We start from the raw sequence: 22,976 nt of genomic DNA on the forward strand, positions 1-22,976 counted from the left end.
CCGGCGCCCGGCACCGCCGCCCACCGCCCACCGCCCGAGCCTTACGCCTGTGGTCCGGCGGCCTGACCCCCCGGAGGCGGCCGCCGGGGGCTCAGGCGTCCGGCTGACCGGCCGGCGGCTCCTCGCCCATCCCCTGAAACCACGTCGGCCCTGCCTCCAGCGCCCGCTTGATCCGGGTCAGCGCGTACTCCTCCAGCTCCGGCAGGGCGTCCACGGCGAACCAGCCCACCTCCAGCGACTCGTCGTCATTGACCCGCGCCGTACCGCCGACCGCCCGGCAGCGCAGCGTCACGTCCATGAACTGGCAGACGTCGCCATTGGGGTAGCGGGTGGGCGGCATGGTCTCGACGAGCACGATGCCCTCGGGGACGACCCGTACGGCGGTCTCCTCGTAGACCTCCCGCACCGCGGTCTCGGCGGGCTGCTCGCCGGGCTCGGGGATGCCCCCGATCACCGACCAGCCGCCGGTGTCGACCCGCTTGCCCAGCAGGACCCGGCCCTGGTCATCGAAGACGACCGCGCTCACCCCGGGCAGCCAGAGCAGCTGCCGGCCGATGGAGTTCCGGAGGTCACGGATGAAGTCGGGGGTTGCCATGGGTCCGACCCTACGGGACGTCCCCGGTCCGCCCCGGCCCGGCGGGCACAGCCGGGTGCACCCGCGGGCGCGGCGCTCAGGTGCCCGCCGGGGTCCCCTCGCGCGGCCGGAGCCGGCCCCGGATCGCCCGGACGGCGCCCTCGGCGTCATCGACGGTGACGGTGAAGGTCATGCCGTCGCCCAGCTGGAGGATCACGCCCTCGCCCCGGCGGACGACCACGGCCGTGCCCTGCTCGGGGCGCCAGCGGTAGCCCCAGCCGCCCCAGTGGCGGGGTGTGACCTGGGGGGTGAAATCGGCGCCGACGACGGTGTCCAGCGGAATGCGTCGGCGGGGCACCCCTATATGGCCGCACCGTACTTCCAGGGCTTCCTTGTCGACACGTACCGCGACATGGACGAAGGCGAGCGTGCCGAAGAGCACCAGCAGACCGGCCGCGACACAGCCCACCACCGACATCACCAGGGGTGCGCGCCCCGAGGTCCAGTTGCTCTCGACGGCGAGCAGGATGCCCAGTGCCAGGCAGGCCGCGCCGATCGCGGCCAGCAGCCACTGGATGCGGTTGGTGGCGCTGCCGTGCCAGACCTCGGGGATCTCGGCATGGGAGCCGCCGCCGGAGCGCGCTCCACTGTCGTCGCTGTCGGTACCGCCGTGGTTACCGGGGGCTGCTGCCCCCTCGTGGGGGTGGTCCCTCATGAAACGCAGCGTACGCGTCTTCGCACCCCGTGGCACTGTGTCGGACGGCCCCATTCCGGCCCGGGTTGCGAGACCGGAGACGTCATGGGTGACGCCTTGGGGGACGCCATCGGGGGGCGTCAGCGGCGGGCCGCCGCGGCTGCTCCGTCGGGTGCGGGGGCGGCCGGCAGCACAGCTCCCGGCGCCAGGTCCGTACGGCTCCGGGCGAGCAGCCGGCCCTCGGCGTAGGCGAGCGCCACGGCTGGCAGTCCTGCGGGGCGGCCGCTGAGGATCACGCTGAGGGCGCCGGTCGGGGCGGCCGCCGGGGCCGGTTCGGCACCGATACGGCGCAGCGCCTGGGCGGCGACCGCCTCGGCGGAGCCGTGCAGGACGAGCACGGGGGCGCCGGGCTGCTGGAGGGCGGCCCGGATGCGTTCGGCCACCAGCTCGTAGTGGGTGCAGCCCAGGACGACGGTCCGTGCGTCCCTTGGGGTGAGATGGGCGGCGGCCGCGATGGCGTCGTCGATCGCGGCCTCGTCGGCGACCTGGACCGCGTGGGCGAGCCCCTGGCACGGCACACCGGTGATCTCCAGCCCGCGCCCGAACTGGTCGATCAGATTCCGCTGGTAGGGGCTGCCGGTGGTGGCGGGGGTCGCCCAGATGGCGACGGGGCCGTCGCCGGCCGCGGCGGGCTTGATCGCCGGGACGGTGCCGATGACCGGGATCTGCGGTTCCAGTTCGGCGCGGAGCGCGGGCAGCGCGTGCACGGACGCGGTGTTGCAGGCGACGATCAGGGCGTCGGGGCGGTGCGCGGCCGCCGCGCGGGCCACGGCCAGCGCATGGGCGGTGACATCGTCGGGGGTGCGGGGGCCCCAGGGCATCCCGTCGGGGTCGGAGGAGAGGACCAGATCGGCGTCCGGCCGCAGTCGCCGCATGGCGGCGGCCGCCGCGAGAAGCCCGGTCCCGGAGTCCATCAGCGCGATCTTCACCCGGACACTTTACTCAGCCGCCTGTCCGGCTTGTCATACCGGGCGGCCCGGCCGGGCGCCCCCGGTGACCGCCGGCCCGCTCTCTTCCCGGCGCCTCCCCTCCCCTTCACCCCTGTCTCCCGGTCCTCCCCTGACTCCCCTGACTCCCGTGCCGACACCGTGTCGCGCGCCCGGACGTGCCCGGTTCGGTGCGGCAGACTGCGGCCGTGGAAGCGATGGAGTGGATCGGTGCCGGGTCCCTGCTGGCCTGGGTGTGGCTGCTGCTGGGGCAGGGCTTCTTCTGGCGGACGGACGTACGGCTGCCGGCCCGCCGGGATCCGGAGCGCTGGCCGTCGGTCGGTGTGGTGGTCCCGGCGCGGGACGAGGCCGCGGTGCTGCCGGACAGCCTGCCGTCGCTGCTCGGGCAGAAGTACCCGGGCCGGGCGGAGGTGTTCCTGATCGACGACGGCAGTACGGACGGGACCGGTGCGCTGGCCCGGCGCCTGGCGGCCGCGCGGGGCGGGCTGCCGCTGACGGTGTCCGCGCCCGGCGAGCCCGAGCCGGGGTGGACGGGGAAGCTGTGGGCCGTACGGCACGGGATGGCGCTGGCGCGCGAGCGCGTCGCACCGGAGTACCTGCTGCTGACGGACGCGGATATCGCGCACGAGCCGGACAGTCTGCGGGAGTTGGTGGCGGCGGCCCGGTCGGCGGAGCTGGATTTGGTCTCCCAGATGGCGCGGCTGCGGGTGGTGACGTTCTGGGAGCGGCTGATCGTGCCCGCGTTCGTCTACTTCTTCGGGCAGCTCTACCCCTTCCGCTGGGTCAACCGGCCCGGGGCGCGGACCGCGGCCGCGGCCGGGGGCTGTGTGCTGCTGCGGCGGGAGGCCGCGGAGCGGGCGGGCATCCCGGAGGCGATCCGGCATGCGGTGATCGACGATGTGACGCTGGCGCGGGCGGTCCGGCGCGGCGGCGGGCGGATCTGGCTGGGGCTGGCGGACCGGGTGGACAGCGTGCGGCCGTATCCGCGGCCGGGCGCGCTGTGGCGGATGGTCTCGCGCAGCGCGTACGCCCAACTGCGGCACCGGCCCCTGCTGCTGCTCGGCACGGTCCTCGGTCTGGCGCTGGTCTATCTGGTGCCGCCCGTCGCGCTGGTGGCCGGACTGGCCGGCGGCGGGCCGGTGCTCGCGGCGCTGGGCGGGGCGGCCTGGGCGGTGATGAGCGGGACCTATCTGCCGATGCTGCGCTACTACGGACAGCCGCTGTGGGCGGCGCCGCTGCTGCCCTTCACCGCACTGCTCTATCTGCTGATGACGGTCGACTCGGCGGTGCAGCACTACCGGGGGCGCGGCGCGGCCTGGAAGGGCCGGACGTATCCGGCGCCCTGAACGGCGCCCCCGGTGCCGCCGTCACTTACGGGCCGGTGACCAGTCCAGGCCCCAGCCGTAGGCGTAATCGACGGTGCGCTGCGGGCTGACTCCGGGCTCGGGGACGAGGTAGCGGGCCTCGCGCTGGACGACGAGTTCGCTGCCGGTGTTGGTGATCAGCGCCAGCGCGCAGACCTTGGAGGGCACCGTGCAGGCGTCCAGGGTGAAGTCGACCGGGGCACCGTGCTGGGGCTGGAGGGTGACGGTCGCACTCAGCCCCTCGAAGCTGCGGGCGCCGGCGTAGACGGTGACGAAGATCAGGATGCGCTTGATGCGGTCCTGGTGGTCGAGGTTGATGGTCATGTTCTCGCCGGCCGCGACCCCGCCGGTGCGGTCGTCGCCGTCGAGCTGGATGTACGGCGGGGCGTGCAGGGCGCCGAAGTTGTTGCCCAGCGGATGGACCACGCCCGCGGCGCCGTCGGTGAGTTGGTAGAGCGCGCACAGGTCGAGGTCGAGTTCCCCGGAGGGCAGCAGCGCGCCGCGGGCGCCCATGGCCTCCATCGCCTTGCGGCCGAGCTTCTTGCCCAGCCGCTTGCCCGCCGAACCGGCGTTCCAGTTGAGGTTCACCCGCATCGCGCCCGAGGTGCCGCCCTGCTTCCTCAGGGAGACGGCCGGGGCGTCCTTCGTGAGGGTGACCTTGGTCAGACGCACGGGCGGGGGCGCGGGGGCGGGCGCGGGCTGCCCCGGCGGGGGCGGCACGGACGCCGCGGGCTGCCTCGTCGGCCACTGGGGCGCGGGAGCCGGGGGCGGCGGCGCCATCGGCGGCGCGGGCGCCATGGCCGGGGGCGCGGCGGGCGGCGGAGCGGGCGCGACGGGGGCGGACGCGGCGGGTGCCGGGGCCCGGGGCGCCGCCGGTTCCTCGACGCTGATGCCGAAGTCGGTGGCCAGACCGGCCAGCCCGGTGGCGTACCCCTGCCCCACCGCGCGGAACTTCCAGCCGCCCTGGCGCCGGTAGAGCTCGCCGAGGACGAAAGCGGTCTCGGTGCCGGCGTCCTGGCTGTCGAAGCGGGCGAGTTCGGCGCCGCCCGCGGCGTCCAGCACCCGGATGTGCAGCCCCGGGACGCTGCCGAAGCTGCCGCCGTCGGCGGAGGCGGCGAGCACCACCGTGTCGACGGCGGGTTCGACGGCGGCCAGATCGACCGCGAGGCAGTCCGTCATCGCGCCGCCGGCCGGGTGCTTGCCTTCGTGGCGTACGGCCCCGGAGGCGTGCGCGGCCTGGTTGTAGAAGACGAAGTCGCCGTCGTCGCGGACCTTTCCGGACACCAGCAGCAGGGCCGAGGCGTCCACGTCCGGTGTCCCCGGGGCCGTCTGCCAGCCCAGTTCGACCCGGACCGCCGGGACCGGAACCGGAACATTGCTGCCCTTGAGCATCGACATCGCCGCGCCTTCCTCTCGTCCGCCCTGCCCCGTCGGTGGTGGCACACCCAACCTACTTGTCCCCCGCCACTCCGAACGCCCCTTGTTCACCTGCGAGAAGCGAGGTCTTTACACGATCCCTACGGGCGATCACGACCGATTTCCACAAGTTCGCTCACATTGGCGCTCCATGGCCACTCCGAACACGTAAAACAACCCTCTTTCCAGACTCCCCAATCGGCACATCGTGGGCTTAACTTAAGAGGCATGACCTCCCCCCGCTCTACCTACGGCGGCGGCTACTACGCTTCGCCTTCCTTCCCGGACACTCCGATCTACGACAGCCTCGTCGCAGAGCGCGGTACGCCGCAGATCGCCCCGATCCGGGTGAACCCCTCCCCTTACGAGACGGGTTCGTCCTATTTGCCGGCGCTGCCCTCGGCACTGCCGGCCCTCCCGGCCGCGCCCTCCTACCCCTCGCCCGCGCAGCAGGGTTACCCGGGAGCGGCCGCCCAGCCGGTCGCCCCGCTCCAGCAGGCGCCCGCGCCGTACATCCCGCAGCAGGCGGGCTCCCGCGGCTATCAGTCCCCGCCCCAGCAGCAGCCCCAGCGCCCGCCCATGGGTACGGGGTATGAGGCGATGCGCCCGGCCGCCCCGGTCGCGCCGCGTCCCGCCTCGCCCTACGACGACCCGTACGGCCGCCAGTACCCGCGCGGGTACTGACCTGGGCCATCGGTCAACTGTCCGAGGCGGCTGGCAGGATGGCAGACATGCCGAAGCCTGCGCTCCAGTCGATCCATCTCTACCCGGTCAAATCCATTGCGGGGTCCGGTCCCGGCGAGGCGGTCGTGGAGCCCTGGGGGCTCGCCGGGGACCGACGCTGGCTGCTGGTGGACGCCGAGGGCAGGCAGCTCACCCAACGACAGCAGCCGACGCTGGCGTTGGCGCGCGCCGAGTGGCAGCCGGGCGGTGCCCTCGGGCTCACCGCGCCCGGGAGGGAGCCGCTGACGGTCGCGGTGCCCGGGTCCGGGAAGACGGTCCCGGTCGAGGTCTGGAAGGACGAGGTCGAGGCGGTGCCCGCGGGCCCGGAGGCGGACGGGTGGTTCCGCGGGTATCTGGGCGTCGAGTGCCGGCTGGTGTATCTCGACGCCCCGGAGAAGCGCCGGCCCATCGACCCGGCGTACTCCGCGCCCGGCGACACGGTCAGCTTCGCCGACGGCTTCCCGCTGCTGCTGACCACCACCTCGTCGCTGGACGCCCTCAACTCGCTCATCGCGCAGGGCGACCACGCCGACGAGGGGCCGCTGCCCATGAACCGTTTCCGGCCCAATGTGGTCGTGGACGGCACCGCGCCCTGGGCGGAGGACGACTGGCGCCGGATCCGTATCGGCGAGGTGGAGTTCGAGGTGGCCAAGCCCAGCGCACGCTGCGTGGTCACGACAACCGACCAGCGCACCGCCGAGCGCGGCAAGGAACCGCTGCGGACGCTCGCCCACCATCGCCGCTTCGGTGACCGGTTGGTCTTCGGCCAGAATCTGATACCTCGTGGGGTCGGCACGATCCACATCGGCGACCCGTTCGAGATACTCGGCTGACGGGCCGGCGCGCGCCCCGCACCGTGGGGTTTCCCGACCGGCGGTGGGCCGCCGCGGCCCGGTGACCACCTGTCCGCGGTGTGCGCCCGGCGGCGCCGACGGAGGGACCGGCGGACGACGGAGAGCTGTGGGCCGATGGCTGCGAGGGACACCGCATGCGACCGTCTGCGTCCCGTCCAGCATCTGCGCCCCGGGGACCACGCCTTTGTGAGTTACGGCGATGACGAGGTGCGCTGGGACGTCGTCACGGCGTTCGTACGGCTCGGGCTGGCGCGCGGCGAGAAGGTGCTGGTGCCGCCCTCCCCCGGGGTGCCGGAGGACGAGGTACTGGCCAGGATCGACTTCCCCAGCCGCAGCACGGTCCGGGCGCGCGGCCGCGTCCAGTTGGTGGTGAGCAGCATGCGCGAGGTGATCGCGCCGGACCGGGAGTTCACCGCCGCACGCCAGGTGAGCCGGCTACGCGCGCAGACGGACCGGGCGACGGCGGAGGGCCACACGGGTCTGCGGGCCTTCATCGACATGGGCTGGGTGCGCGCGCTCGGCGCGGACGTGGCGGTGATGGCGGCCCGGGAGACCGGCGCCCAGGCGCTCTTCAGCGGCCGCCCGTACACCGAGATCTGCGCCTACGACCGCCGCTGTTTCGACCGCACCATGCTCACCGCCATGCAACGGGCCCATCCCTGCACGCTTCTGGAGCGGCTGGGCGGTCTGCGGTCGACGCGCGGCCCGGACCGCGTGCTGTGCCTCATCGGCGAGGCGGACGCGGCACACCGGACCGCGGTCGGCAGAGCGCTGGAGCTCGCGCTGGCACAGACCGCGGCGGCCGGGCGGCTCACCGTCGATCTGACCCGGCTGCACTTCCTGTCCGTGGGCTGCGCGGTCCGCCTGCTCATACGGGCCCGGGACGCCGCAGGCCATGAACGGATCGAGGTGCGCTGCGACCGCGGGCAGGGCCGGTTGCTGCGCCGGCTGGGCGCCGGGACGGTGTCACGGCTGGTCCTGACGGAGGTGGTGCGCGCGTGGTGAGCTCCGGTCCGGCCGAGGTGCCGGCGGAGGAGTCCGGCCACCGGCTGCTGGAGCGGCGTTTCACCGCCCGGCTGCTGCCGCAACTGCGGCTGCTGGTCGAGGAGTGCGCGGCCCGGGAGGGCCTGGGTGAGCCCCGGCGCGGCGAGTTCGTGCTGGCGGTGGACGAGATCGCGGGCAACGCCGTGGAGCATGCGGGCGGCTCGGGGCGGCTGGTGCTGCGGCGGGTGGGCGAGGAGCTGGAGTGCCGGATCAGTGATGCCGGGCCCGGGTTCAGCGAGGAGGTGATCCCCGAGCTGCTGCCCGGCCTGGACGGCGCGCCCAAGGGGCGCGGGCTGTGGCTGGCGCGCCTGGTGGCGGACCGGTTCGCGGTGACGGGCGGGGCACCGGGGACGGGCCTGCCGGGCGCCGTGGTGACGGTAGCCGTACGACTGCGCTGACCAGGCAGGAGCCCGGGCCCGGCGGGCCCGGGGCGAGGGCGGCCGGGGCCCCGTTCCGTACGTCCGGATGTTGCCTTTTGTACGCGGTGATGTTGCTCTCTCTTCGCAGAACTCTCGCCTGGACCACCCCTGATGCGGTATTCACGGACACGGAGAGGGGGCAACGATGCGAGCGATGAGAGGCGTATGGCGCTGGCGGCGCAATCCGCTGCGGCGCCGGACGGATCGGATCGAGGCCTGGGTGGCGCTCGTCGCGGCCCTCCTGATCGCCCTGGGCGCGACCTCCGCGGGCTGGCTCACCGGGCGGGCCGCGCAGGGCGCACTGCTGGAGACCGTACGGCTACAGCACCAGCAGCGGCATCTGGCGTGGGTCACGGTCGAACGGCTGCTCTCCCGGGCCCCGCTCGACCCCGATCCGGAGACCTCCTCGCAGCGCGATGCGCACCGCCGGGTCCTCGCCCGTTGGATCGCCCGGGACGGCAGCGCGCATATCGGGCAGCTCGCCGCGCCCCGGCCGGTGGAGACCGGTGAGCGGTTCCGGATCTGGACGGACGACCGGGGCCGGGTGGTGCCGCGGCCGATGGACACGAGCACGGCGGCCACCCATGCCGTGCTGGCCGGGCTGGGCACCACGGCCGGGGTCGGCATGATGATCGAGGGTGCCCGGCGGATGGTCGTCTGGCAGCTGATGGTGCGTCGTTTCCGCCGCTGGGACCAGGAGTGGAAGCGGGCCGGCCAGGACTGGGGCCGGGCCGACGCGGGCAGCTGAGCGGCTGCCTTTCGAGGCGGCTGACCGTGTCAACTGCCGCCCGCCGGGCGCGCTACGGTGGTGGCGCCAGCCTCTCGGCTGGGGCCTCGCAGACCGGAATACGGACATCCGCGGACGGATGGTGCCGGGCCGACAACAGCCACACGAAGTGGGGGCACGACAGCGCCATGGCACAGGGCTCGGTCCAGGTGACGCACTCCGGAACGTCCCGTTGGCGACGCCGTACAGGGGAGTACAGCTCGCTCGCCGCCGCCCTGGAGGCCGCCGGGGACGGTGATGTGCTGACCGTCCCGGCCGGTACCTACCGCGAGAATCTGGTGCTGGCGCGCGCGGTGACGCTGCGCGGCCCGGACGGCGCGCGCGGTTCGGTGCGGATCGCCCCGTCCGACGGGGTGGCGCTGACCGTACGCGCCTCGGCCACCGTCCACGATCTGCATCTGGAGGCGACCGATTCGGCCGCGCCCGCGCTGCTGGTGGAGGACGGCGCCCCGGAGCTGGCCGGGCTGCGGGTGGTGACCCGGTCCGCGTCCGGCATCGAGGTCCGCGGCGGCGCCCGCCCCACGGTCCGCCGCTGCACGGTCGACAACGCGGGCGGCGTGGGCATCAGCGTCCTGGACGGCGCCGGCGGCGTCTTCGAGGAGTGCGAGGTGATGGCCGCCGGGCAGGCCGGGGTGTCGGTGCGCGGCGGGGCCCACCCCCGGCTGGAGAACTGCCGGATCCACCACGCCTCGGGCGCCGGGCTGTCGCTGCACGGCGAGGGCAGCGCGGTCGAGGCGGTGGGCTGCGAGCTGTACGAGATCAAGGGCGCGGGCATCCAGGTCGCATCGCGGGCCACCGGGCACTTCACCGACTGCACGGTCCACCGCACCTCCGCCGACGGCGTCACCCTGGACACCGACGCGGTGCTGACCCTCGCCGACTGCGATATCCACGACATCCCGGAGAACGCCGTCGATCTGCGGTCCCGTTCGGTGCTGACGCTGACCCGCAGCACGGTGCGGCACTTCGGACGCAACGGGCTGTCCGTCTGGGACCCGGGCACCCGGGTGGACGCCAACCAGTGCGAGATCCACGACAGTACGGGCGACTACCCGGCGGTGTGGGTGAGCGACGGCGCCACCGCCGTACTGGACTCGACCCGGGTGCACGACGTCCCGGACGCGCTGTTCGTCCTGGACCGGGGTTCCCGCGCCGATGTCGTCGACTGCGATATCGCACAGGTCCGCAACACCGCGGTGTCGGTGAGCGACGGGGCGACCGTGCAGCTGGACGACTGCCGGATCCGGGAGGCCGCGACGGGCGCCTGGTTCCGTGACCACGGCAGCGGCGGCACCCTCGCCAACTGCACCATCGACGGTGCGCAGACCGGCGTGATCGTCACCAAGGGCGCGGACCCCACCATCGAGGGCTGCACGGTCAGTTCACCGGCCGAGGCCGGGTTCTATGTCTCCGCGGAGGGCCGCGGCACCTTCCAGGGCTGCCGGGTCACCGGGAGTTCCGGCTTCGGCTTCCATGTGATCGACGGCTGCCGTACGACACTGACCCGCTGCCGTACGGAGCGGTGTGCCCGCGGCGGCTACGAGTTCGCCGAGGGCGGGGCCGGGCAGGGCGACGGGCCGACGGTCCAGGACTGCACCAGCGACGAGAGCCGTGCCGTACCGGCACCGGCCGCCGGGGCGACGGCACCCGCGGTGCAACAGCTGACCCAGACGGCCGGGCTGCTGGGCAACGTCCCGGCGCAGGGCCCGCCGCCGGCCGCGCCCGCGCCGGCGGCCCCGGAACCGGCCGTCAGCAGCCGGCCCTCCGACGAGGTGCTGGGCGAGCTGGACACCCTCGTGGGGCTGGAGAGCGTCAAGCGCGAGGTGCGCAGCCTGATCAACATGATCGAGGTGGGGCGCCGGCGGCAGGAGGCCGGGCTGAAGGCCGCGTCGGTGCGCCGCCATCTGGTCTTCACCGGCTCCCCCGGTACGGGCAAGACGACCGTGGCCCGGCTGTACGGCGAAATCCTGGCGTCCCTGGCGGTGCTGGAGCGCGGGCATCTGGTCGAGGTGTCCCGGGTGGACCTGGTGGGCGAGCACATCGGCTCGACGGCGATCCGTACCCAGGAGGCGTTCGACCGGGCGCGCGGCGGGGTGCTGTTCATCGACGAGGCGTACGCCCTCTCCCCCGAGGACTCCGGACGGGACTTCGGCAAGGAGGCCATCGACACCCTCGTGAAACTGATGGAGGACCACCGGGAGGCGGTGGTGGTGATCGTGGCGGGCTACACCGCCGAGATGGAGCGCTTCCTGGCGGTCAACCCCGGTGTGGCGTCCCGTTTCTCACGGACCATCACCTTCGGCGACTACGCGCCCGAGGAGCTGCTGCGGATCGTCGAGCAGCAGGGCGAGGAGCATGAGTACCGCCTCGCCGAGGGGGCCGGCGAGGCGCTGCTGAAGTACTTCACCGCGCTCCCCAAGGGCCCCTCCTTCGGCAACGGCCGTACCGCACGGCAGACGTTCGAGGCGATGGTCGAGCGGCACGCGGGCCGGGTGGCGCAGCTGACCGACCCGAGCACCGACGACCTGACCCTCCTCTACCCGGACGACCTGCCCGAACTCCCCTGATCCTGACGGCCCTTGGGGCTCTCGTCAGCGGGCCGCTGGCCCGGCAGGTCCGGGCTGAGCCGGGCGATGAGTTCGGCGCGGACCGTCCCGAAGACCGGGTCGGCCTGGTAGTCGCCATGGCCCAGGATCTGGGCGGGCAGCGGGTTCTGCAGCGTGCGGCCGAACGAGAGCGGGTCGCGCAGCGGCCCCTGGTCGATCCGCCGGCCGCCCTCGCAGGTGAGCCGGATCGGGCCGCCGATGGGGTCGGTGAAGCGCCACAGATTGCGCCAGTCGTCCATCTCGCGGTGCAGTCCGGTCAGCGCGGGCGGCCCGAAGAAGGCGGGGAACCAGCGCCCGTAGAGCCGCTCCAGCGGGCTGCCGTACGTCAGCAGGGCCACGCGGCTGCGGGTGACCAGGTCCAGCTGCCAGACCGCGGCGGCCGCCAGCACACTGCCCTGGGAGTGCCCGGAGAGCACCAGCCGGCCGTCGAACCGCTCGGTCCAGGTCGCCATCCGCCAGGTGAGGTCGGGGACGGCGCGCTCGGCGTAACAGGGCGGCGCGAAGGGGTGGGCGGCGCGGGGCCAGAACGTACCGACGTCCCACAGGATGCCGATGGTGCGGCGGGCTGAGTGGTCACGGTAGGCACGCCGCCCCATGGTGATCAGCAGTATGACGCCGGCGCCCATCAGCCAGGACCCCAGCGACTCCGCGGTCTCGGCGGCGGCGTGCACGACGGGCGCTGCGCCTTCGGTGGCCCGGCCGGGCGCCCGCCCGGTGAGCCACGCGCCGATCACCGCACCCGCCCCGAGGACGAGGGTGACGGCGGAGGTGGCCGCGATCAGGACGGGCGCGGAGTCGGTCAGTCCGGCACCGGCGATGGTCGCGGCGATGCGCTTGGTACGGCCCGCGTCGGGCTGCTCGCGCGGGTCGTAGAGCCCGGGGACGTCCTTGGCCACCCGGTTGCGGACGATCACCACGCGGACGGCGGCGAGCACCGCGACCGCGGCGACGACGACCAGCAGCGCGGGAATGACCGAGGCCTGCCAGGACAGCAGCACCGGCGGCCCGGGGATGGGCGCGTGCGCCTGGCCGGGGGTAGCGCCGCCGTCCAGCCAGTCCGCGAAGCGCTGGGCGACGCCCCCGGACAGCACCCCGCCGACCGCACACGCCAGCAGCGCGACGGCGGGCCCGCCCATGCCGCGCAGCGCCGTGCGGGCGTCGTCGCGAGCGGCGCGCTGGAGTACCCATGCGGTCACCGCCAGCGCCAGGACCAGCACACCCTGGAAGACGGCGATCCCGCCGAAGGCGTCGGCGCCGGGCAGCGGGCCGTGGCTGCGCGCGCCGGGGCGGGCCCAGCCGGTGTGCACCAGGGTCAGCGTCAGCACCGCCAGGGAGGCGAACGGCAGCGCCCGTACGACCAGGTGGTCCGAGGAGACGTCCGGTGCGTCCTCGCTGCGGGCGGTGCGCCAGACCACGATGAGGGTGGTGGCGGCAAGCACGATGACCAGGGCGGTCAGCGCCCGGCCGGTGACCGCGAGGACGGGGTGGCCGCCGTCCCCGTCGGCCTTCGCGGCGGCGGCGAGCAGCACCGCGGCGACGGTCAGCACACCGGCCGTGGTGTGCGCGGCGCGCAGCCTGGCGACCAGCCGGCGGCCGTACCAGAAGCCCTCACGGCTGAGCGCGGTGCGTTCGGCGACCGGGGTGTCACGGGAGGTGCCGGGCAGCCGCGGCGGCGGTGAGGCGGATTCGTAGGCGCTCCAGGTGCGGCGGGAGAGCCCCCACAGGAAGCCGATGACGAGCAGCGGCACCATGGACGCGAGCGCGAGACGGCGGCCCGGGGCGCTCCACCAGCCGGAGTTGTCGGGGCTGAGGAAGCCCATCCAGGATTTGCCGGCGGCGCAGACGGTGGTGCCGGCGCACTGCCAGGCGGTGAGGTCGAGCGCCACCTCACAGGCCGCGGCGGCGAGCAGGACCGTCAGGGTGAGGGCGAGGATCCGGACGAGCAGGTCGTAGATCCGCTGGGCCGGGTGCTCGGACGGCGCGGCCGGGCGCATCCAGTGGGCGAGGTTGGCGACCATGAAGGGCACCAGGATCAGCCACAGGGCGCGGGCGCCGTTGCCCGAGGTGAGGTTGGACCAGCAGTACGCCTCACGGACCGGCTCGCCCCGGTAGTCGTCGGGCCGTTGCTCGGCGTCCGCGTCGTCGGTGCGGCGGTAGCAGGCGGCGGTGTCGTCGCCGGTGATCAGCTGGACGCGTGGGTCACCGAGCATCTCCTGGGCGGTGGTGCCGCCGACGCCGTGCACCAGCAGCTCCAGGGAGAGCTGCGGTGCGGTGCGCGGTGGCCCATCTGCTGCGGTGTCACGGTCCGTTGAGCGGGCGTGCGGTGTCGGATCCGCGGTCTCCACTGAATTCCCCCGTAGTCAATGCGGCGCCGTGCGGTGCGACGCCCCCAGGATTGTCCCTTCCCCCTCCGGGGACATCCAGCACCACGGAGGGTGGTGTTCTGGCGGGGGACGGATTGGGGCGTGGCTTTGCGGCTTCGCGCTCGCGCGTCCCCCCACCCCCGAACCCACCCCCCGCCCCCTCCCCCGAAGGGGGAGAGGGGGAGGGGGCGGGGGAGCAACCGCCGGGGCAAACCAGGGGGGCCAACCGGCGGGGCCCTCCAGCGGCGACAAGCCCGCGCCGGCCACGTCCAGCCCCGAAACCCCACCAACCCCTCCCCCTCTCCCCCGACCACCCCGTCACTGTCAGCGCCTCGTGCGAGGATGAGGGCATCAGTGATCGCAGGCGGTGAGCCAGCGCGTACGACCCGACACAGTGAGCCGGGGCGGAAGGGACGGGCCGGGGTGAGCGACAACCAGAATCTCCTTGCGGAGCAGCGGCGTGCCCTGATTCTCGACGAGGTCAGACGACGGGGCGGGGTGCGGGTCAATGAGCTGACCCGCAAGCTGAACGTGTCGGACATGACGGTCCGTCGCGATCTGGATGCGCTGGCCCGCCAGGGCATGGTGGAGAAGGTGCACGGCGGCGCCGTGCCGGTCAGCGAGCCGAGTGCGCATGAGCCCGGTTTCGAGGCGAAGTCGGGGCTGGAGCTGAGCGCCAAGGAGGACATCGCCAAGGCGGCGGCCGAGATGGCGGCGCCGGGCAGCGCGATCGCGCTGGCGGGCGGTACGACCGCGTTCGCGCTGGCCCAGCAGCTGCTGGAGGTGCCGGATCTGACGGTGGTGACGAATTCGGTGCGGGTGGCCGATGTGTTCTACACCGCGCAGCGGGCGGCGGCCAGCGGCGGCACGGGACCGCGCGCGGGGGCCGCGACGGTGGTGTTGACGGGCGGGGTGCGTACGCCGTCGGACACTTTGGTGGGCCCGGTGGCGGACGCCGCGATCCGGTCGCTGCATTTCGATGTGCTCTTCCTCGGGGTGCACGGCATATCGGTCGAGGCGGGTCTGTCGACGCCGAATCTGGCGGAGGCGGAGACCAACCGGCATTTCGTGCGGTCCGCGCGGCGGGTGGTGGTGGTCGCCGACCACACCAAGTGGGGCACGGTCGGCCTGAGTTCGTTCGCCACGCTGGATGAGGTGGATGTGCTGGTGACGGATGCCGGGATTCCCGCGCAGACGCGTGCGGAGTTCGCGGAGCTGCCGCCGGAGCTGGTGGTGGCGGGCGAGCAGCCGGACGACGCAGACATCTGACGGGTCGCCAGCTATGGTGAGCCGCGAAGGCTCGCCGACCGTCCCGTAGGGGGTGCTCGTCCCATGGCACGCCGACTCCGCCCCGTAGAGCTCGACTTCGTCGAGTCCGCCCCATTGCGGCTGGTGTTCGCCGCCGAGATCAGCGCGCCGCCGAAGGCGGTGTATGCGGCGCTGGCGGATGATGTGGCCGGCTGGTCGCGCTGGTTCACGGGCGTGGCGCGTGCGGCGGCGACGCAGGGCGGCGCGGGGCGCGAGGTGCGGCTGACCGGTGGCACCCGCTTCACCGAGACGGTCCTGGCGGCCGAGCCCGACGCCCACTACGCCTACCGCGTCGACACCACCAACGCCCCCGGCCTGCGGGCCCTGTTGGAGGACTGGCGGCTGACGCCGGCGGGCGATGGCACCCGGCTGCGGTGGACGTTCGCGGCGGACGGCCCGGCGCCGTTCCGCTCACTGCTGACGCTGGCCCGGCCCGGTCTGGGCCACGCCTTCCGGCAGTCGGTGCGGGCCCTGGACCGCAGGCTCACCCGGTCCTGAGCCTGGCGCCGCACCCCGCCCGGCGGCTCAGGCCGGCCAGGAGCCGGTGACCAGGAACTCGTCGAGGGTGCGCGCGTAGGGCGTGATGTCCAGGCCCTGGGCGTCCAGCCAGGCGTCGGAGTAGTACTTGTCGAGGTAGCGGTCGCCGGGGTCGCACAGCAGGGTGACGACGGATCCCTTACGGCCGTCGGCGACCATCTCGGCGACGATCTTCAGGGCGCTCCAGAGCCCGGTGCCGGTGGAGCCGCCCGCCTTGCGCCCTATCGCGGTCTCCAGGGCGCGTACGGCCGCGATGCTGGCCGCGTCCGGGACCTTCATCATCCGGTCGATGGCGCCGGGCACGAAGCTCGGCTCCATCCGGGGCCGCCCGATGCCCTCGATACGGGAGGCGGTGGCACAGTCCGTCATCGCGTCGCCGGTGCGCCAGCCGTCGAAGAAGCAGGAGTTCTCCGGGTCGGGGACGCAGATGCGGGTGTCGTACTGCATGTAGTGGACATAGCGGGCGATGGTCGCGGAGGTGCCGCCGGTGCCCGCGGTGGCCACGATCCAGGCGGGCTCGGGATAGCGCTCCAGCCGCAGCTGCTGGTAGATCGACTCGGCGATGTTGTTGTTGCCGCGCCAGTCGGTGGCCCGTTCCGCGTAGGTGAACTGGTCCATGTAGTGGCCGCCGGATTCGGCGGCGAGCCGGGCGGAGACCTCGTAGACGGTCCGCGGGTCCTGCACCAGATGGCAGGTGCCGCCGTGGAACTCGATCAGCCGGGTCTTCTCCGGGCTGGTGGTGGCCGGCATCACCGCGATGAACGGCACCCCGATGAGGGAGGCGAAGTAGGCCTCGGAGACGGCCGTGGAGCCGCTGGATGCCTCGATGACGGGCTTTCCGGGGCGGATCCAGCCGTTGCACAGCCCGTAGAGGAACAGCGAGCGGGCCAGCCGGTGCTTGAGGCTGCCGGTGGGGTGCGTCGACTCGTCCTTGAGGTAGAGGTCGATGCCCCACCGCTCGGGCAGCGGGAAGCGCAGCAGGTGGGTGTCGGCGGTGCGGTTGGCGTCCGCCTGGACCTTGCGCACGGCCTCTTTGAGCCAGCTTCGGTAGTCCTGATCCGTGCGGTCGACGTCGACGGTCGGTATCGGGGCTTCGGCCGCGGCCTCGTGGTCAGGCCGGCTCTGCGGCTGCTGTGCGGTGCTCACGGCGCGCTCCTCCGGGGGTTGCGAAGGCCCGTGGAAAACGGCGGGCCGCTTCCGACTATAACCACCCGCCGCACCCTTCTCACCTGCATAAACATCACTTTGAGATACCCCAAGGAGGCCAGGGGGAAGGGCTGTTGTGCGCACCGCGCGCCGGTGGCACTGGTGCGCCGGGCGCGGTACCGGCAGACTTCCCCCAAGGGGCGGTGGAGGGCAGCTGCCCGTCTACCGAGGAGGTGCCGGCATGGCGGAGCCTGAGTTCAACGCGACCGGCGTACGGATCGAGCGGTGGCTGCGGTCCCTGACCCGCGCCGGCCAGGTCGTCATCAGCGATGGCAGGCTGGCGCTGCTGACCAGCTACGGGACCGAGATCGACAGCGCCCCGCTGCAGGCCGTACAGGCCCATAAGCCGCTGTTCGCGGCGCGGGACCGGGCGCTTGCCACGCTCAACGGGCACCGCTATTCGCTCACGCTCGGCGCCCCGGAACTCTTCCTCAAGGCCCTGGAGGCGGCGCGCCCGCCGCACCGCTGACGGCCTGCTCCGGCCGAGGAGGTGCGGTTGCGGGAGCGCTGCGGCTGCCTGACCCTGGACTCGTATCACTGAGGGTTCACCAGCGGTGACGCTGTGGCGCAGTCGGCATCGCTGGATCCGATCTTCGCCCCTGCCCGGTATGAGGGGCGCCCGGCCTCATCAGGGAGTCGCGGTCGTGATCAGGCAGCCCAGCAGGCACTGCACGGTGGAGCTCCAAGCCGTTCCGGCTCGCATCGGACATGTGCGCAGAATCGTCTCCGCCCAGCTGCGGTACTGGCGTCTCGACGCCCTGATAGACCCTGCGGCCCTCGGGGTGACCGAACTCCTCGCCAATGTGCACCGGCACGCCCGCCCCAGCAAGCACTGCACCGTGGAACTGTGCGTGCTTCTTGATCAGTTGACCGTGTCGGTGCACGACGAGGACCCCCGGCTGCCCCGGATCCGGGTCGCCGAGAGCTGGGAGACCTGCGGCCGCGGGCTGGCGCTGATCGCGGCGCTCAGCGAGAGCTGGGGGGTGCGCCCGGACGGCAGCGGCAAGGTCGTGTGGTTCACCCTTCCGGCCCTGGCCACGCCGCCCGAAGAGGCCCGTACGGTCTGCGGGTACGGGGAGTCCGTGCCGCTGGAGGACGCCCGTACGGTGGCCGGCTCGCATACCCGCATACGGGGCACCAGGGTCGGCTGACGGACGGGCCCGGTCAGCGCCGCGTGGCCCGCCCCGCCTCGTCGGTCACGCCGCGCCCTCCTTGGGGCCCATGGCGAAGTGTTCCTCCAGGACGGAGAGCCGGCGCCAGTACTCCTCCTCGTCGATCTCGCCCGCGGCGAAGCGCCGGCCGAGGACGGTCACGGGCGAGGGCGTGTCGGCGCGCGCGGGGTACTGCGGGCCGCGGAACTGCCGTCCGGGCCCGCCGCGGCGCCATACGGTGCGGCGCAGCAGTGTCACCACACCGGCGATGACCAGCACCCAGACGAAGGGGGCGAACAGGATCCAGGGGCCGGGGCCGCCGCCGGACCAGGGGTCGGCGAGTTCGAACATCGCGATCAGCTCCTAGCTGGGTGGGGAAGTCGTCGGCCGGGGCTTTCGGTCCCGGCCGGACCGGGTGCTTCCGGTCTCCTTCGAGCCTCGCCCCTCGGGGGCCGCAGGTCGTCGTACAGCCAGCGGCTCCGTCCGTACGACGCGGGAAGTACGCGGGGCGACGACGACTGCTCCCCGCCGCCCGGACGACCCCCGGGCGCCCCCGGCCCACCCCTCACCGACCACCCTTCCTTGATCACTGTAACTACTAGTATGTACAGTGCGCTGCATGAGCACTCAGGAACCGCTCGGCGCACAGGAGCGACTCGTCCGGAGCACCCAGGAGCTGCTGTGGGAGCGGGGTTACGTCGGCACCAGCCCCAAGGCGATCCTGGAGCGCGCGGGCGTCGGCCAGGGCAGCATGTACCACCACTTCTCTGGCAAGTCCGAGCTCGCCCTGGCGGCGATCCGGCGTACCGCGGAGGAGCTGAAGCAGGGCGCCGAATCGTGCTTGGGCGGCCCCGGTTCGGCGTATGACCGCATCGCGGCGTATCTGCTGCGTGAGCGGCGGGTGCTGCGCGGCTGCCCGATCGGCCGGATGACGCAGGACCGCGATGTGGTGCGCAGTGCGGAGCTGCGGCAGCCGCTGGACGAGCTGTTCGGCTGGCTCCGGGGCCGGATCGCCGAGGTGCTCGCCGAAGGACAGCGCCGTGGGGAGCTGTCCGCCGAACTGGACCCGGCGGCCGGTGCCGCGGCCGTCGCGGCCGTCGTCCAGGGCGGCTATGTCCTGGCCCGCGCGGCCGATGACCCGACCCCTTTCGACGCCGCCGTGCAGGGCGTGCTGGCGCTGCTCGCCGCCCAGTGCACGCGCGGCACCCGTACCACCGGCTGAGCCCCCTCCCCCGCATCCGTACGGAGCCGTCATGCACGCCATGCAGTACGCGATCACCCTGCCCGCCGACTACGACATGCAGATCATCCGGGACCGCGTCCGGACCAGGGGCCACCTCCTGGACGACTTCGCCGGGCTCGGTCTGAAGGCGTACGGGATCCGGGAGCGCGGGGTCGACAACGCGCAGGTCAACCAGTACGCACCGTTCTACCTCTGGGCCGACCCGGAGGCCATGAACCGCTTCCTCCTAGGGGACGGATTCCGCGGTCTGGTCCGCGACTTCGGACGGCCGGCCGTCCAGCACTGGCAGGGGCTGTTCCACCGCCCGGGCCCGGCCACCGGTACGCTCCCCCGCGCCTTCACCCGGCGGACCGTGACGCTCGCCGAGGACGCCGACCCCGCCACCGTCATCGCGCAGGCGATCGCCGGACACGAGGAGTTGGCCACGACGGAGGGGGTGCACACCACCGCGCTGGCCCTCGACCCGCGGCGCTGGGAACTGGTCCACTTCACCCTCTGGGCGGACAACGCCCCGCGGTCCGCGGGTGATTGCTACCAGGTGCTGCATCTGTCCGCCCCGGGCACCGGGGCGCTGGGCGAGGGGCGACAGTGGTGAACCAGGCCCCCGCGGACGAGCCCGTGGACCCCGTCTCCCCCGCCATCCGTACGGTCCTCGGCGATATCGCGCCCGCCGACCTCGGCATCTGCGACGCCCACGACCATCTCTTCCTGCGCAGCCCCCAACTCCCGGGGCAGGAGTTGGACGACACCGAGGCGGCGGCCGCCGAGCTGAGCACCTTTCGCGCGGCCGGGGGCGCGGCGGTGATCCAGTGGACGCCGTACGGCATGGGCCGCCGCGCCGCCGAACTGCCGCGGCTGGCACGGGAGTCGGGCGTACGGATCGTCGCCGCCACCGGGCTGCACCAGGCGGCGCACTACTCCCCCGAGCTGCTGGCGCGGGTGGGTGCGGATCTGGCCGGGCTGTTCGTCGGCGAGCTGACCGAGGGGATCGGCGGGACCGGGCCCCGGGCCGGGATGATCAAGGTCGCCGGTGGCTTCCACGGGCTGGACCGGCACGCCCGGCACACCATGACGGCCGCCGCCGAGGCGCAGCGGGCGACCGGCGCCGCCATCGGCGTCCACCTGGAGCTGGGCACCGGGGCGCTGGACGTACTCGACCTGCTCTGCGGCACGTTGACGGTCCCGCCGGACCGGGTGATCCTCGGGCATCTCAACCGTTCGCCGGACCTCGTCGTGCACCGGGCGGCCGCCGGGGCCGGGGCGTATCTGGCCTTCGACGGCCCCTCGCGGGCTCATCACGCGACCGACTGGCGGCTGCCCGAGGCGCTGGCCGCGCTCGCCGACGCGGGCTTCGCCGACCGGATCCTGCTGGGCGGCGACACCACCACGGCCGGGGCCAGATCGGTCAACGGCGGCCCGGGGATGCCGTATCTGCTGCGCCGTCACCGGGAGCGGCTGGTCCGCACCCTGGGCGCGGACCTGGTGACCCGGTTCCTGACGGCCAATCCGGCGCGCGCCTTCGCCGCCGACTGGCCACGGGCGCCGCACCACAGCAGGTGAACGGGGCCGGTCGCTCGGGCAGCAGGCCCGGCCACTACAAGGTGACCGAGATCCCCACATGTGGCCGCTTGCCGCCGCGTACCAGCGCGCCGACGACGTCCATCAGCCGGAACCGCAGCCCGTATTTGCGCGCCATCTCCTTGCGCACCCGGCCCAGCCCGGCGGCGCCCTCCAGGAGCCGGCCGGTGCCCTCGACGGTCCGGGCGCCCTCGGCGATGCGGCCGCGCACATCGCACGGGGTGACGGTCACCCGCGGGTCATGCCGCAGCCGCTTCACCTTCCAGCTGTCGTCCCGCGTCCACACCAGGAGTTCCGCCCCTTCGGCCACCGCCCATACGGGGGTGGCCACCGGTGTCCCGTTCCGGCGGAAGGTGACCAGGCTGACGTACGGACTGCGCGCGACCGCTTCGGGAATCATGGCCGCAGCCTACGGACTCCGCCGCGTTCCGCCGCGCCCCGGTTCCCGGCCCTGCCGCCGGGCGTGGGCGGCGGCGAGCTCGACGCGGGAGGAGAGTCCCAGCCGGGCGAGGATGTGCGAGACATGGGTCTGTGTGGTGCGGCGGGAGACGAACATCCGTGCCGCGATCTCCGGGTTCGACAGGCCCTGGGCGACGTACGAGGCCACCGTGAGCTGGGTTGCCGTCAGGGATTCCCAGCCGGCGCCGGCCTGGGCTCGTTGCGGCCGGCTGCCGCGGGTGGCCGTAAATGCAGCGTTCGCCGGCGGCGGGCACCCGAGGATGTGCGCCGACAACAGCCGCGGACCGGAAGAAATCGACGCGCCGCGTCCCGCCCTCGAGCCAGGGCGGCCGGGCGCGGCGGCCGCCCCCTCCGCCTGCTGACGGATACGCCACCCCGTGCCGAGGACCGCCCCGGACTCCGCCCGCCCCTTACCGGTCGACAACGACCAACGGATCGTCCAGCACCGGCTGCCAGGCCAGTTCGGCCGCGCCGACCAGGCTGTTGTGGTCGAGGCTGCACGGCAGGATCGGCACGCCGCCGCTGCGGCCCCAGAGGCTGCGGTCGGCGACCACCGCGCGCAGCCGTTCCGGGTCGGCCTCCAGCAGGGCGCGATGCAGTCCGCCGAGGACGATGCGGTCGGGGTTGAGAATGTTGACGAGGCCGGCGAGACCCAGTCCGAGGCGGTCGATGAGGAGGTCGGCCGCGGCGCGCACGCCCGGATCGGCGTACTCGTCCCGCAGCAGATCGGCGGACTGCTGGAGCAGGGAGCCCTCGGGGCCCGGTGCGCGGCCGGCGGCGCCGAGGAAGGCGAGCGGGTCCGCCTCGACGTCGAGGCAGCCGCGGCTGCCGCAGTGGCAGGGCGCCCCCTCGGGGTGGACGGTCAGATGGCCGACCTCCAGCGCCAGGCCCGAACTGCCGCTGTGCAGACGGCCGTCGAGCACCAGCGCACCGCCGACGCCCCGGTGCCCGGAGGCCACACAGAGCAGGTCACGGGCGCCCCGGCCGGCCCCGTGCCGGTGTTCGGCGAGCGCCATGAGGTTGACATCGTTGCCGCTGAAACCGATCTCCTCGGTGACGCCCGGGATGCCGGCCTCGGCGAGCGAGCGCAGGAAGAGGGCGCGTACGGGGGCACCCCGGGGCCAGGCGAGGTGCAGCGGGTTGAGGGCCTCGCCGTCCGGTTCGGCGACCGCGGAGGGCACCGCGAGACCGGCGCCGAGGCAGCGCCGTCCGGTCTCGCGCAGCAGGTCGGCGCCGGCCGCGACGACGTCGGCGAGCACATGCGCGGGGTCGGCGGGGATGGCGCCGCAGCCGGTCGAGGTCGCCACGATGCGGCCGCCGAGGCCGACCAGTGCGACCCGGAACCCGTCAGCGTGGATCTGCGCGGCGAGCACGACCGGTCCGCGCTCGGCGACGAACAGCCGGTGGGAGGGCCGCCCTTGGGAGCCGGCCGAGGCGGTCGGCCGGGAGTCGACGGTGATCAGTCCGAGCGCTTCGAGCTCGGCGGCCACCGCTCCCGCGGTCGCGCGGGTCACGCCGAGTTCGGAGGTCAGCACGGCGCGGGTGGGCGCGCGGCCGGTGTGTACGAGCTCCAGTGCGGGTCCGAGGGCGCCGCGGCCCCGCTCCAGCCTGGTTGTCCGAGTCTGGGTCACACCCCTATTCTG

The 22,976-nt window shown here is 73.6% G+C and carries 24 protein-coding genes; 14 read left to right on the forward strand and 10 right to left on the reverse strand.

The annotated features are described in order from the left end of the window. Nucleotides 1-91: 91 nt before the first annotated feature. The 3 genes from QT196_RS06500 to QT196_RS06510 form a co-directional block, all read right to left on the reverse strand. The gene (locus QT196_RS06500; protein WP_168478044.1) at nucleotides 92-595 is read right to left on the reverse strand and encodes an NUDIX domain-containing protein; all 504 of its coding nucleotides are present in this window, start codon (nucleotides 593-595) and stop codon (nucleotides 92-94) included. A 76-nt stretch (nucleotides 596-671) separates the two neighbouring features. Next, on the reverse strand, nucleotides 672-1,289 hold the full coding sequence (locus tag QT196_RS06505; RefSeq protein ID WP_290354534.1) for a hypothetical protein: 618 nt from the start codon (nucleotides 1,287-1,289) through the stop codon (nucleotides 672-674). 119 nt (nucleotides 1,290-1,408) lie between these two features. Beyond that, on the reverse strand, nucleotides 1,409-2,257 hold the full coding sequence (locus QT196_RS06510) for an aspartate/glutamate racemase family protein (RefSeq protein WP_290354535.1): 849 nt from the start codon (nucleotides 2,255-2,257) through the stop codon (nucleotides 1,409-1,411). Between the two features lie 215 nt (nucleotides 2,258-2,472). Between QT196_RS06510 and QT196_RS06515 the strand changes: the two genes are divergently transcribed. Continuing rightward, the gene (locus QT196_RS06515; protein WP_168483604.1) at nucleotides 2,473-3,621 is read left to right on the forward strand and encodes a glycosyltransferase; all 1,149 of its coding nucleotides are present in this window, start codon (nucleotides 2,473-2,475) and stop codon (nucleotides 3,619-3,621) included. Nucleotides 3,622-3,642: 21 nt separating this feature from the next. Here the strand turns inward: QT196_RS06515 and QT196_RS06520 are convergent, their stop codons facing one another. Further along, complete coding sequence (locus tag QT196_RS06520) at nucleotides 3,643-5,037, reverse strand: TerD family protein (RefSeq protein ID WP_266736341.1); 1,395 nt, start codon at nucleotides 5,035-5,037, stop codon at nucleotides 3,643-3,645. 246 nt (nucleotides 5,038-5,283) lie between these two features. Between QT196_RS06520 and QT196_RS06525 the strand changes: the two genes are divergently transcribed. The 6 genes from QT196_RS06525 (at nucleotide 5,284) to QT196_RS06550 (ending at nucleotide 11,449) form a co-directional block, all read left to right on the forward strand. Continuing rightward, complete coding sequence (locus tag QT196_RS06525) at nucleotides 5,284-5,739, forward strand: DUF6643 family protein (RefSeq protein WP_168478046.1); 456 nt, start codon at nucleotides 5,284-5,286, stop codon at nucleotides 5,737-5,739. A 47-nt stretch (nucleotides 5,740-5,786) separates the two neighbouring features. Further along, a complete protein-coding gene (locus QT196_RS06530; protein ID WP_168478047.1) occupies nucleotides 5,787-6,611 on the forward strand; it encodes an MOSC N-terminal beta barrel domain-containing protein in 825 nt (274 codons plus the stop codon). Nucleotides 6,612-6,746: 135 nt separating this feature from the next. Next, on the forward strand, nucleotides 6,747-7,637 hold the full coding sequence (locus tag QT196_RS06535) for an MEDS domain-containing protein (RefSeq protein WP_290354536.1): 891 nt from the start codon (nucleotides 6,747-6,749) through the stop codon (nucleotides 7,635-7,637). After that, nucleotides 7,631-8,074 (forward strand): ATP-binding protein, encoded by a 444-nt coding sequence (locus QT196_RS06540; protein ID WP_248001050.1) that lies wholly within the window; start codon nucleotides 7,631-7,633, stop codon nucleotides 8,072-8,074. The genes QT196_RS06535 and QT196_RS06540 overlap by 7 nt, the downstream gene beginning before the upstream one ends. Before the next feature lie 166 nt (nucleotides 8,075-8,240). Further along, nucleotides 8,241-8,843, forward strand: a complete 603-nt coding sequence (locus QT196_RS06545) for a hypothetical protein (RefSeq protein WP_248001051.1) — start codon at nucleotides 8,241-8,243, stop codon at nucleotides 8,841-8,843. 167 nt (nucleotides 8,844-9,010) lie between these two features. Next, the gene (locus tag QT196_RS06550) at nucleotides 9,011-11,449 is read left to right on the forward strand and encodes a right-handed parallel beta-helix repeat-containing protein (RefSeq protein ID WP_168478050.1); all 2,439 of its coding nucleotides are present in this window, start codon (nucleotides 9,011-9,013) and stop codon (nucleotides 11,447-11,449) included. Here QT196_RS06550 and QT196_RS06555 read toward each other — a convergent pair. After that, entirely contained in the window at nucleotides 11,419-13,698 is a 2,280-nt protein-coding gene (locus tag QT196_RS06555) for a hypothetical protein (RefSeq protein WP_266736519.1), read from the reverse strand. The two genes, QT196_RS06550 and QT196_RS06555, sit on opposite strands and share 31 nt — an antisense overlap. A 576-nt stretch (nucleotides 13,699-14,274) precedes the next feature. On the opposite strand from QT196_RS06555, the gene QT196_RS06560 reads away from it, so the two are divergent. Both QT196_RS06560 and QT196_RS06565 read left to right on the forward strand, forming a co-directional pair. Then, nucleotides 14,275-15,120: a DeoR/GlpR family DNA-binding transcription regulator gene (locus QT196_RS06560; RefSeq protein WP_042160432.1), complete on the forward strand. Its 846-nt coding sequence runs from the start codon at nucleotides 14,275-14,277 to the stop codon at nucleotides 15,118-15,120. Between the two features lie 63 nt (nucleotides 15,121-15,183). Further along, nucleotides 15,184-15,657, forward strand: a complete 474-nt coding sequence (locus QT196_RS06565; RefSeq protein ID WP_290354537.1) for an SRPBCC family protein — start codon at nucleotides 15,184-15,186, stop codon at nucleotides 15,655-15,657. 27 nt (nucleotides 15,658-15,684) lie between these two features. Here the strand turns inward: QT196_RS06565 and QT196_RS06570 are convergent, their stop codons facing one another. Beyond that, entirely contained in the window at nucleotides 15,685-16,842 is a 1,158-nt protein-coding gene (locus QT196_RS06570) for a PLP-dependent cysteine synthase family protein (RefSeq protein ID WP_211117304.1), read from the reverse strand. 241 nt (nucleotides 16,843-17,083) lie between these two features. On the opposite strand from QT196_RS06570, the gene QT196_RS06575 reads away from it, so the two are divergent. Together QT196_RS06575 and QT196_RS06580 are read left to right on the forward strand one after the other, a co-directional pair. After that, nucleotides 17,084-17,371 carry a hypothetical protein gene (locus QT196_RS06575; protein WP_085928591.1) on the forward strand — a complete coding sequence of 96 codons (288 nt, stop codon included), beginning with the start codon at nucleotides 17,084-17,086 and terminating at the stop codon, nucleotides 17,369-17,371. A gap of 175 nt (nucleotides 17,372-17,546) precedes the next feature. Continuing rightward, entirely contained in the window at nucleotides 17,547-18,053 is a 507-nt protein-coding gene (locus QT196_RS06580) for an ATP-binding protein (protein ID WP_168478052.1), read from the forward strand. Between the two features lie 45 nt (nucleotides 18,054-18,098). Here the strand turns inward: QT196_RS06580 and QT196_RS06585 are convergent, their stop codons facing one another. Then, nucleotides 18,099-18,404 (reverse strand): SHOCT domain-containing protein, encoded by a 306-nt coding sequence (locus tag QT196_RS06585; RefSeq protein ID WP_168478053.1) that lies wholly within the window; start codon nucleotides 18,402-18,404, stop codon nucleotides 18,099-18,101. A 268-nt stretch (nucleotides 18,405-18,672) separates the two neighbouring features. On the opposite strand from QT196_RS06585, the gene QT196_RS06590 reads away from it, so the two are divergent. Genes QT196_RS06590 through QT196_RS06600 form a run of 3 tightly spaced genes read left to right on the forward strand, consistent with a single transcriptional unit; the run spans nucleotide 18,673 to nucleotide 20,856 of the window. After that, the gene (locus tag QT196_RS06590) at nucleotides 18,673-19,275 is read left to right on the forward strand and encodes a TetR/AcrR family transcriptional regulator (RefSeq protein ID WP_168478054.1); all 603 of its coding nucleotides are present in this window, start codon (nucleotides 18,673-18,675) and stop codon (nucleotides 19,273-19,275) included. A gap of 31 nt (nucleotides 19,276-19,306) precedes the next feature. Further along, nucleotides 19,307-19,891 (forward strand): DUF4865 family protein, encoded by a 585-nt coding sequence (locus QT196_RS06595; RefSeq protein ID WP_168478055.1) that lies wholly within the window; start codon nucleotides 19,307-19,309, stop codon nucleotides 19,889-19,891. Beyond that, on the forward strand, nucleotides 19,888-20,856 hold the full coding sequence (locus QT196_RS06600) for a phosphotriesterase (protein WP_290354538.1): 969 nt from the start codon (nucleotides 19,888-19,890) through the stop codon (nucleotides 20,854-20,856). The genes QT196_RS06595 and QT196_RS06600 overlap by 4 nt, the downstream gene beginning before the upstream one ends. Nucleotides 20,857-20,890: 34 nt before the next feature. On the opposite strand, the gene QT196_RS06605 is transcribed toward QT196_RS06600, so the two are convergent. From QT196_RS06605 to QT196_RS06615, 3 genes are all read right to left on the reverse strand, one after another. Next, the gene (locus QT196_RS06605) at nucleotides 20,891-21,274 is read right to left on the reverse strand and encodes a PPOX class F420-dependent oxidoreductase (RefSeq protein WP_168478056.1); all 384 of its coding nucleotides are present in this window, start codon (nucleotides 21,272-21,274) and stop codon (nucleotides 20,891-20,893) included. 9 nt (nucleotides 21,275-21,283) lie between these two features. Then, nucleotides 21,284-21,481 carry a LuxR C-terminal-related transcriptional regulator gene (locus tag QT196_RS06610; RefSeq protein ID WP_211117306.1) on the reverse strand — a complete coding sequence of 66 codons (198 nt, stop codon included), beginning with the start codon at nucleotides 21,479-21,481 and terminating at the stop codon, nucleotides 21,284-21,286. Nucleotides 21,482-21,743: 262 nt separating this feature from the next. After that, nucleotides 21,744-22,964 (reverse strand): ROK family protein, encoded by a 1,221-nt coding sequence (locus QT196_RS06615; protein ID WP_290354539.1) that lies wholly within the window; start codon nucleotides 22,962-22,964, stop codon nucleotides 21,744-21,746. Nucleotides 22,965-22,976 lie beyond the last annotated feature (12 nt).

Origin of the sequence: Streptomyces sp. P9-2B-2 (assembly GCF_030406865.1) — a bacterium.
GTDB lineage: Bacteria > Actinomycetota > Actinomycetes > Streptomycetales > Streptomycetaceae > Streptomyces > Streptomyces platensis.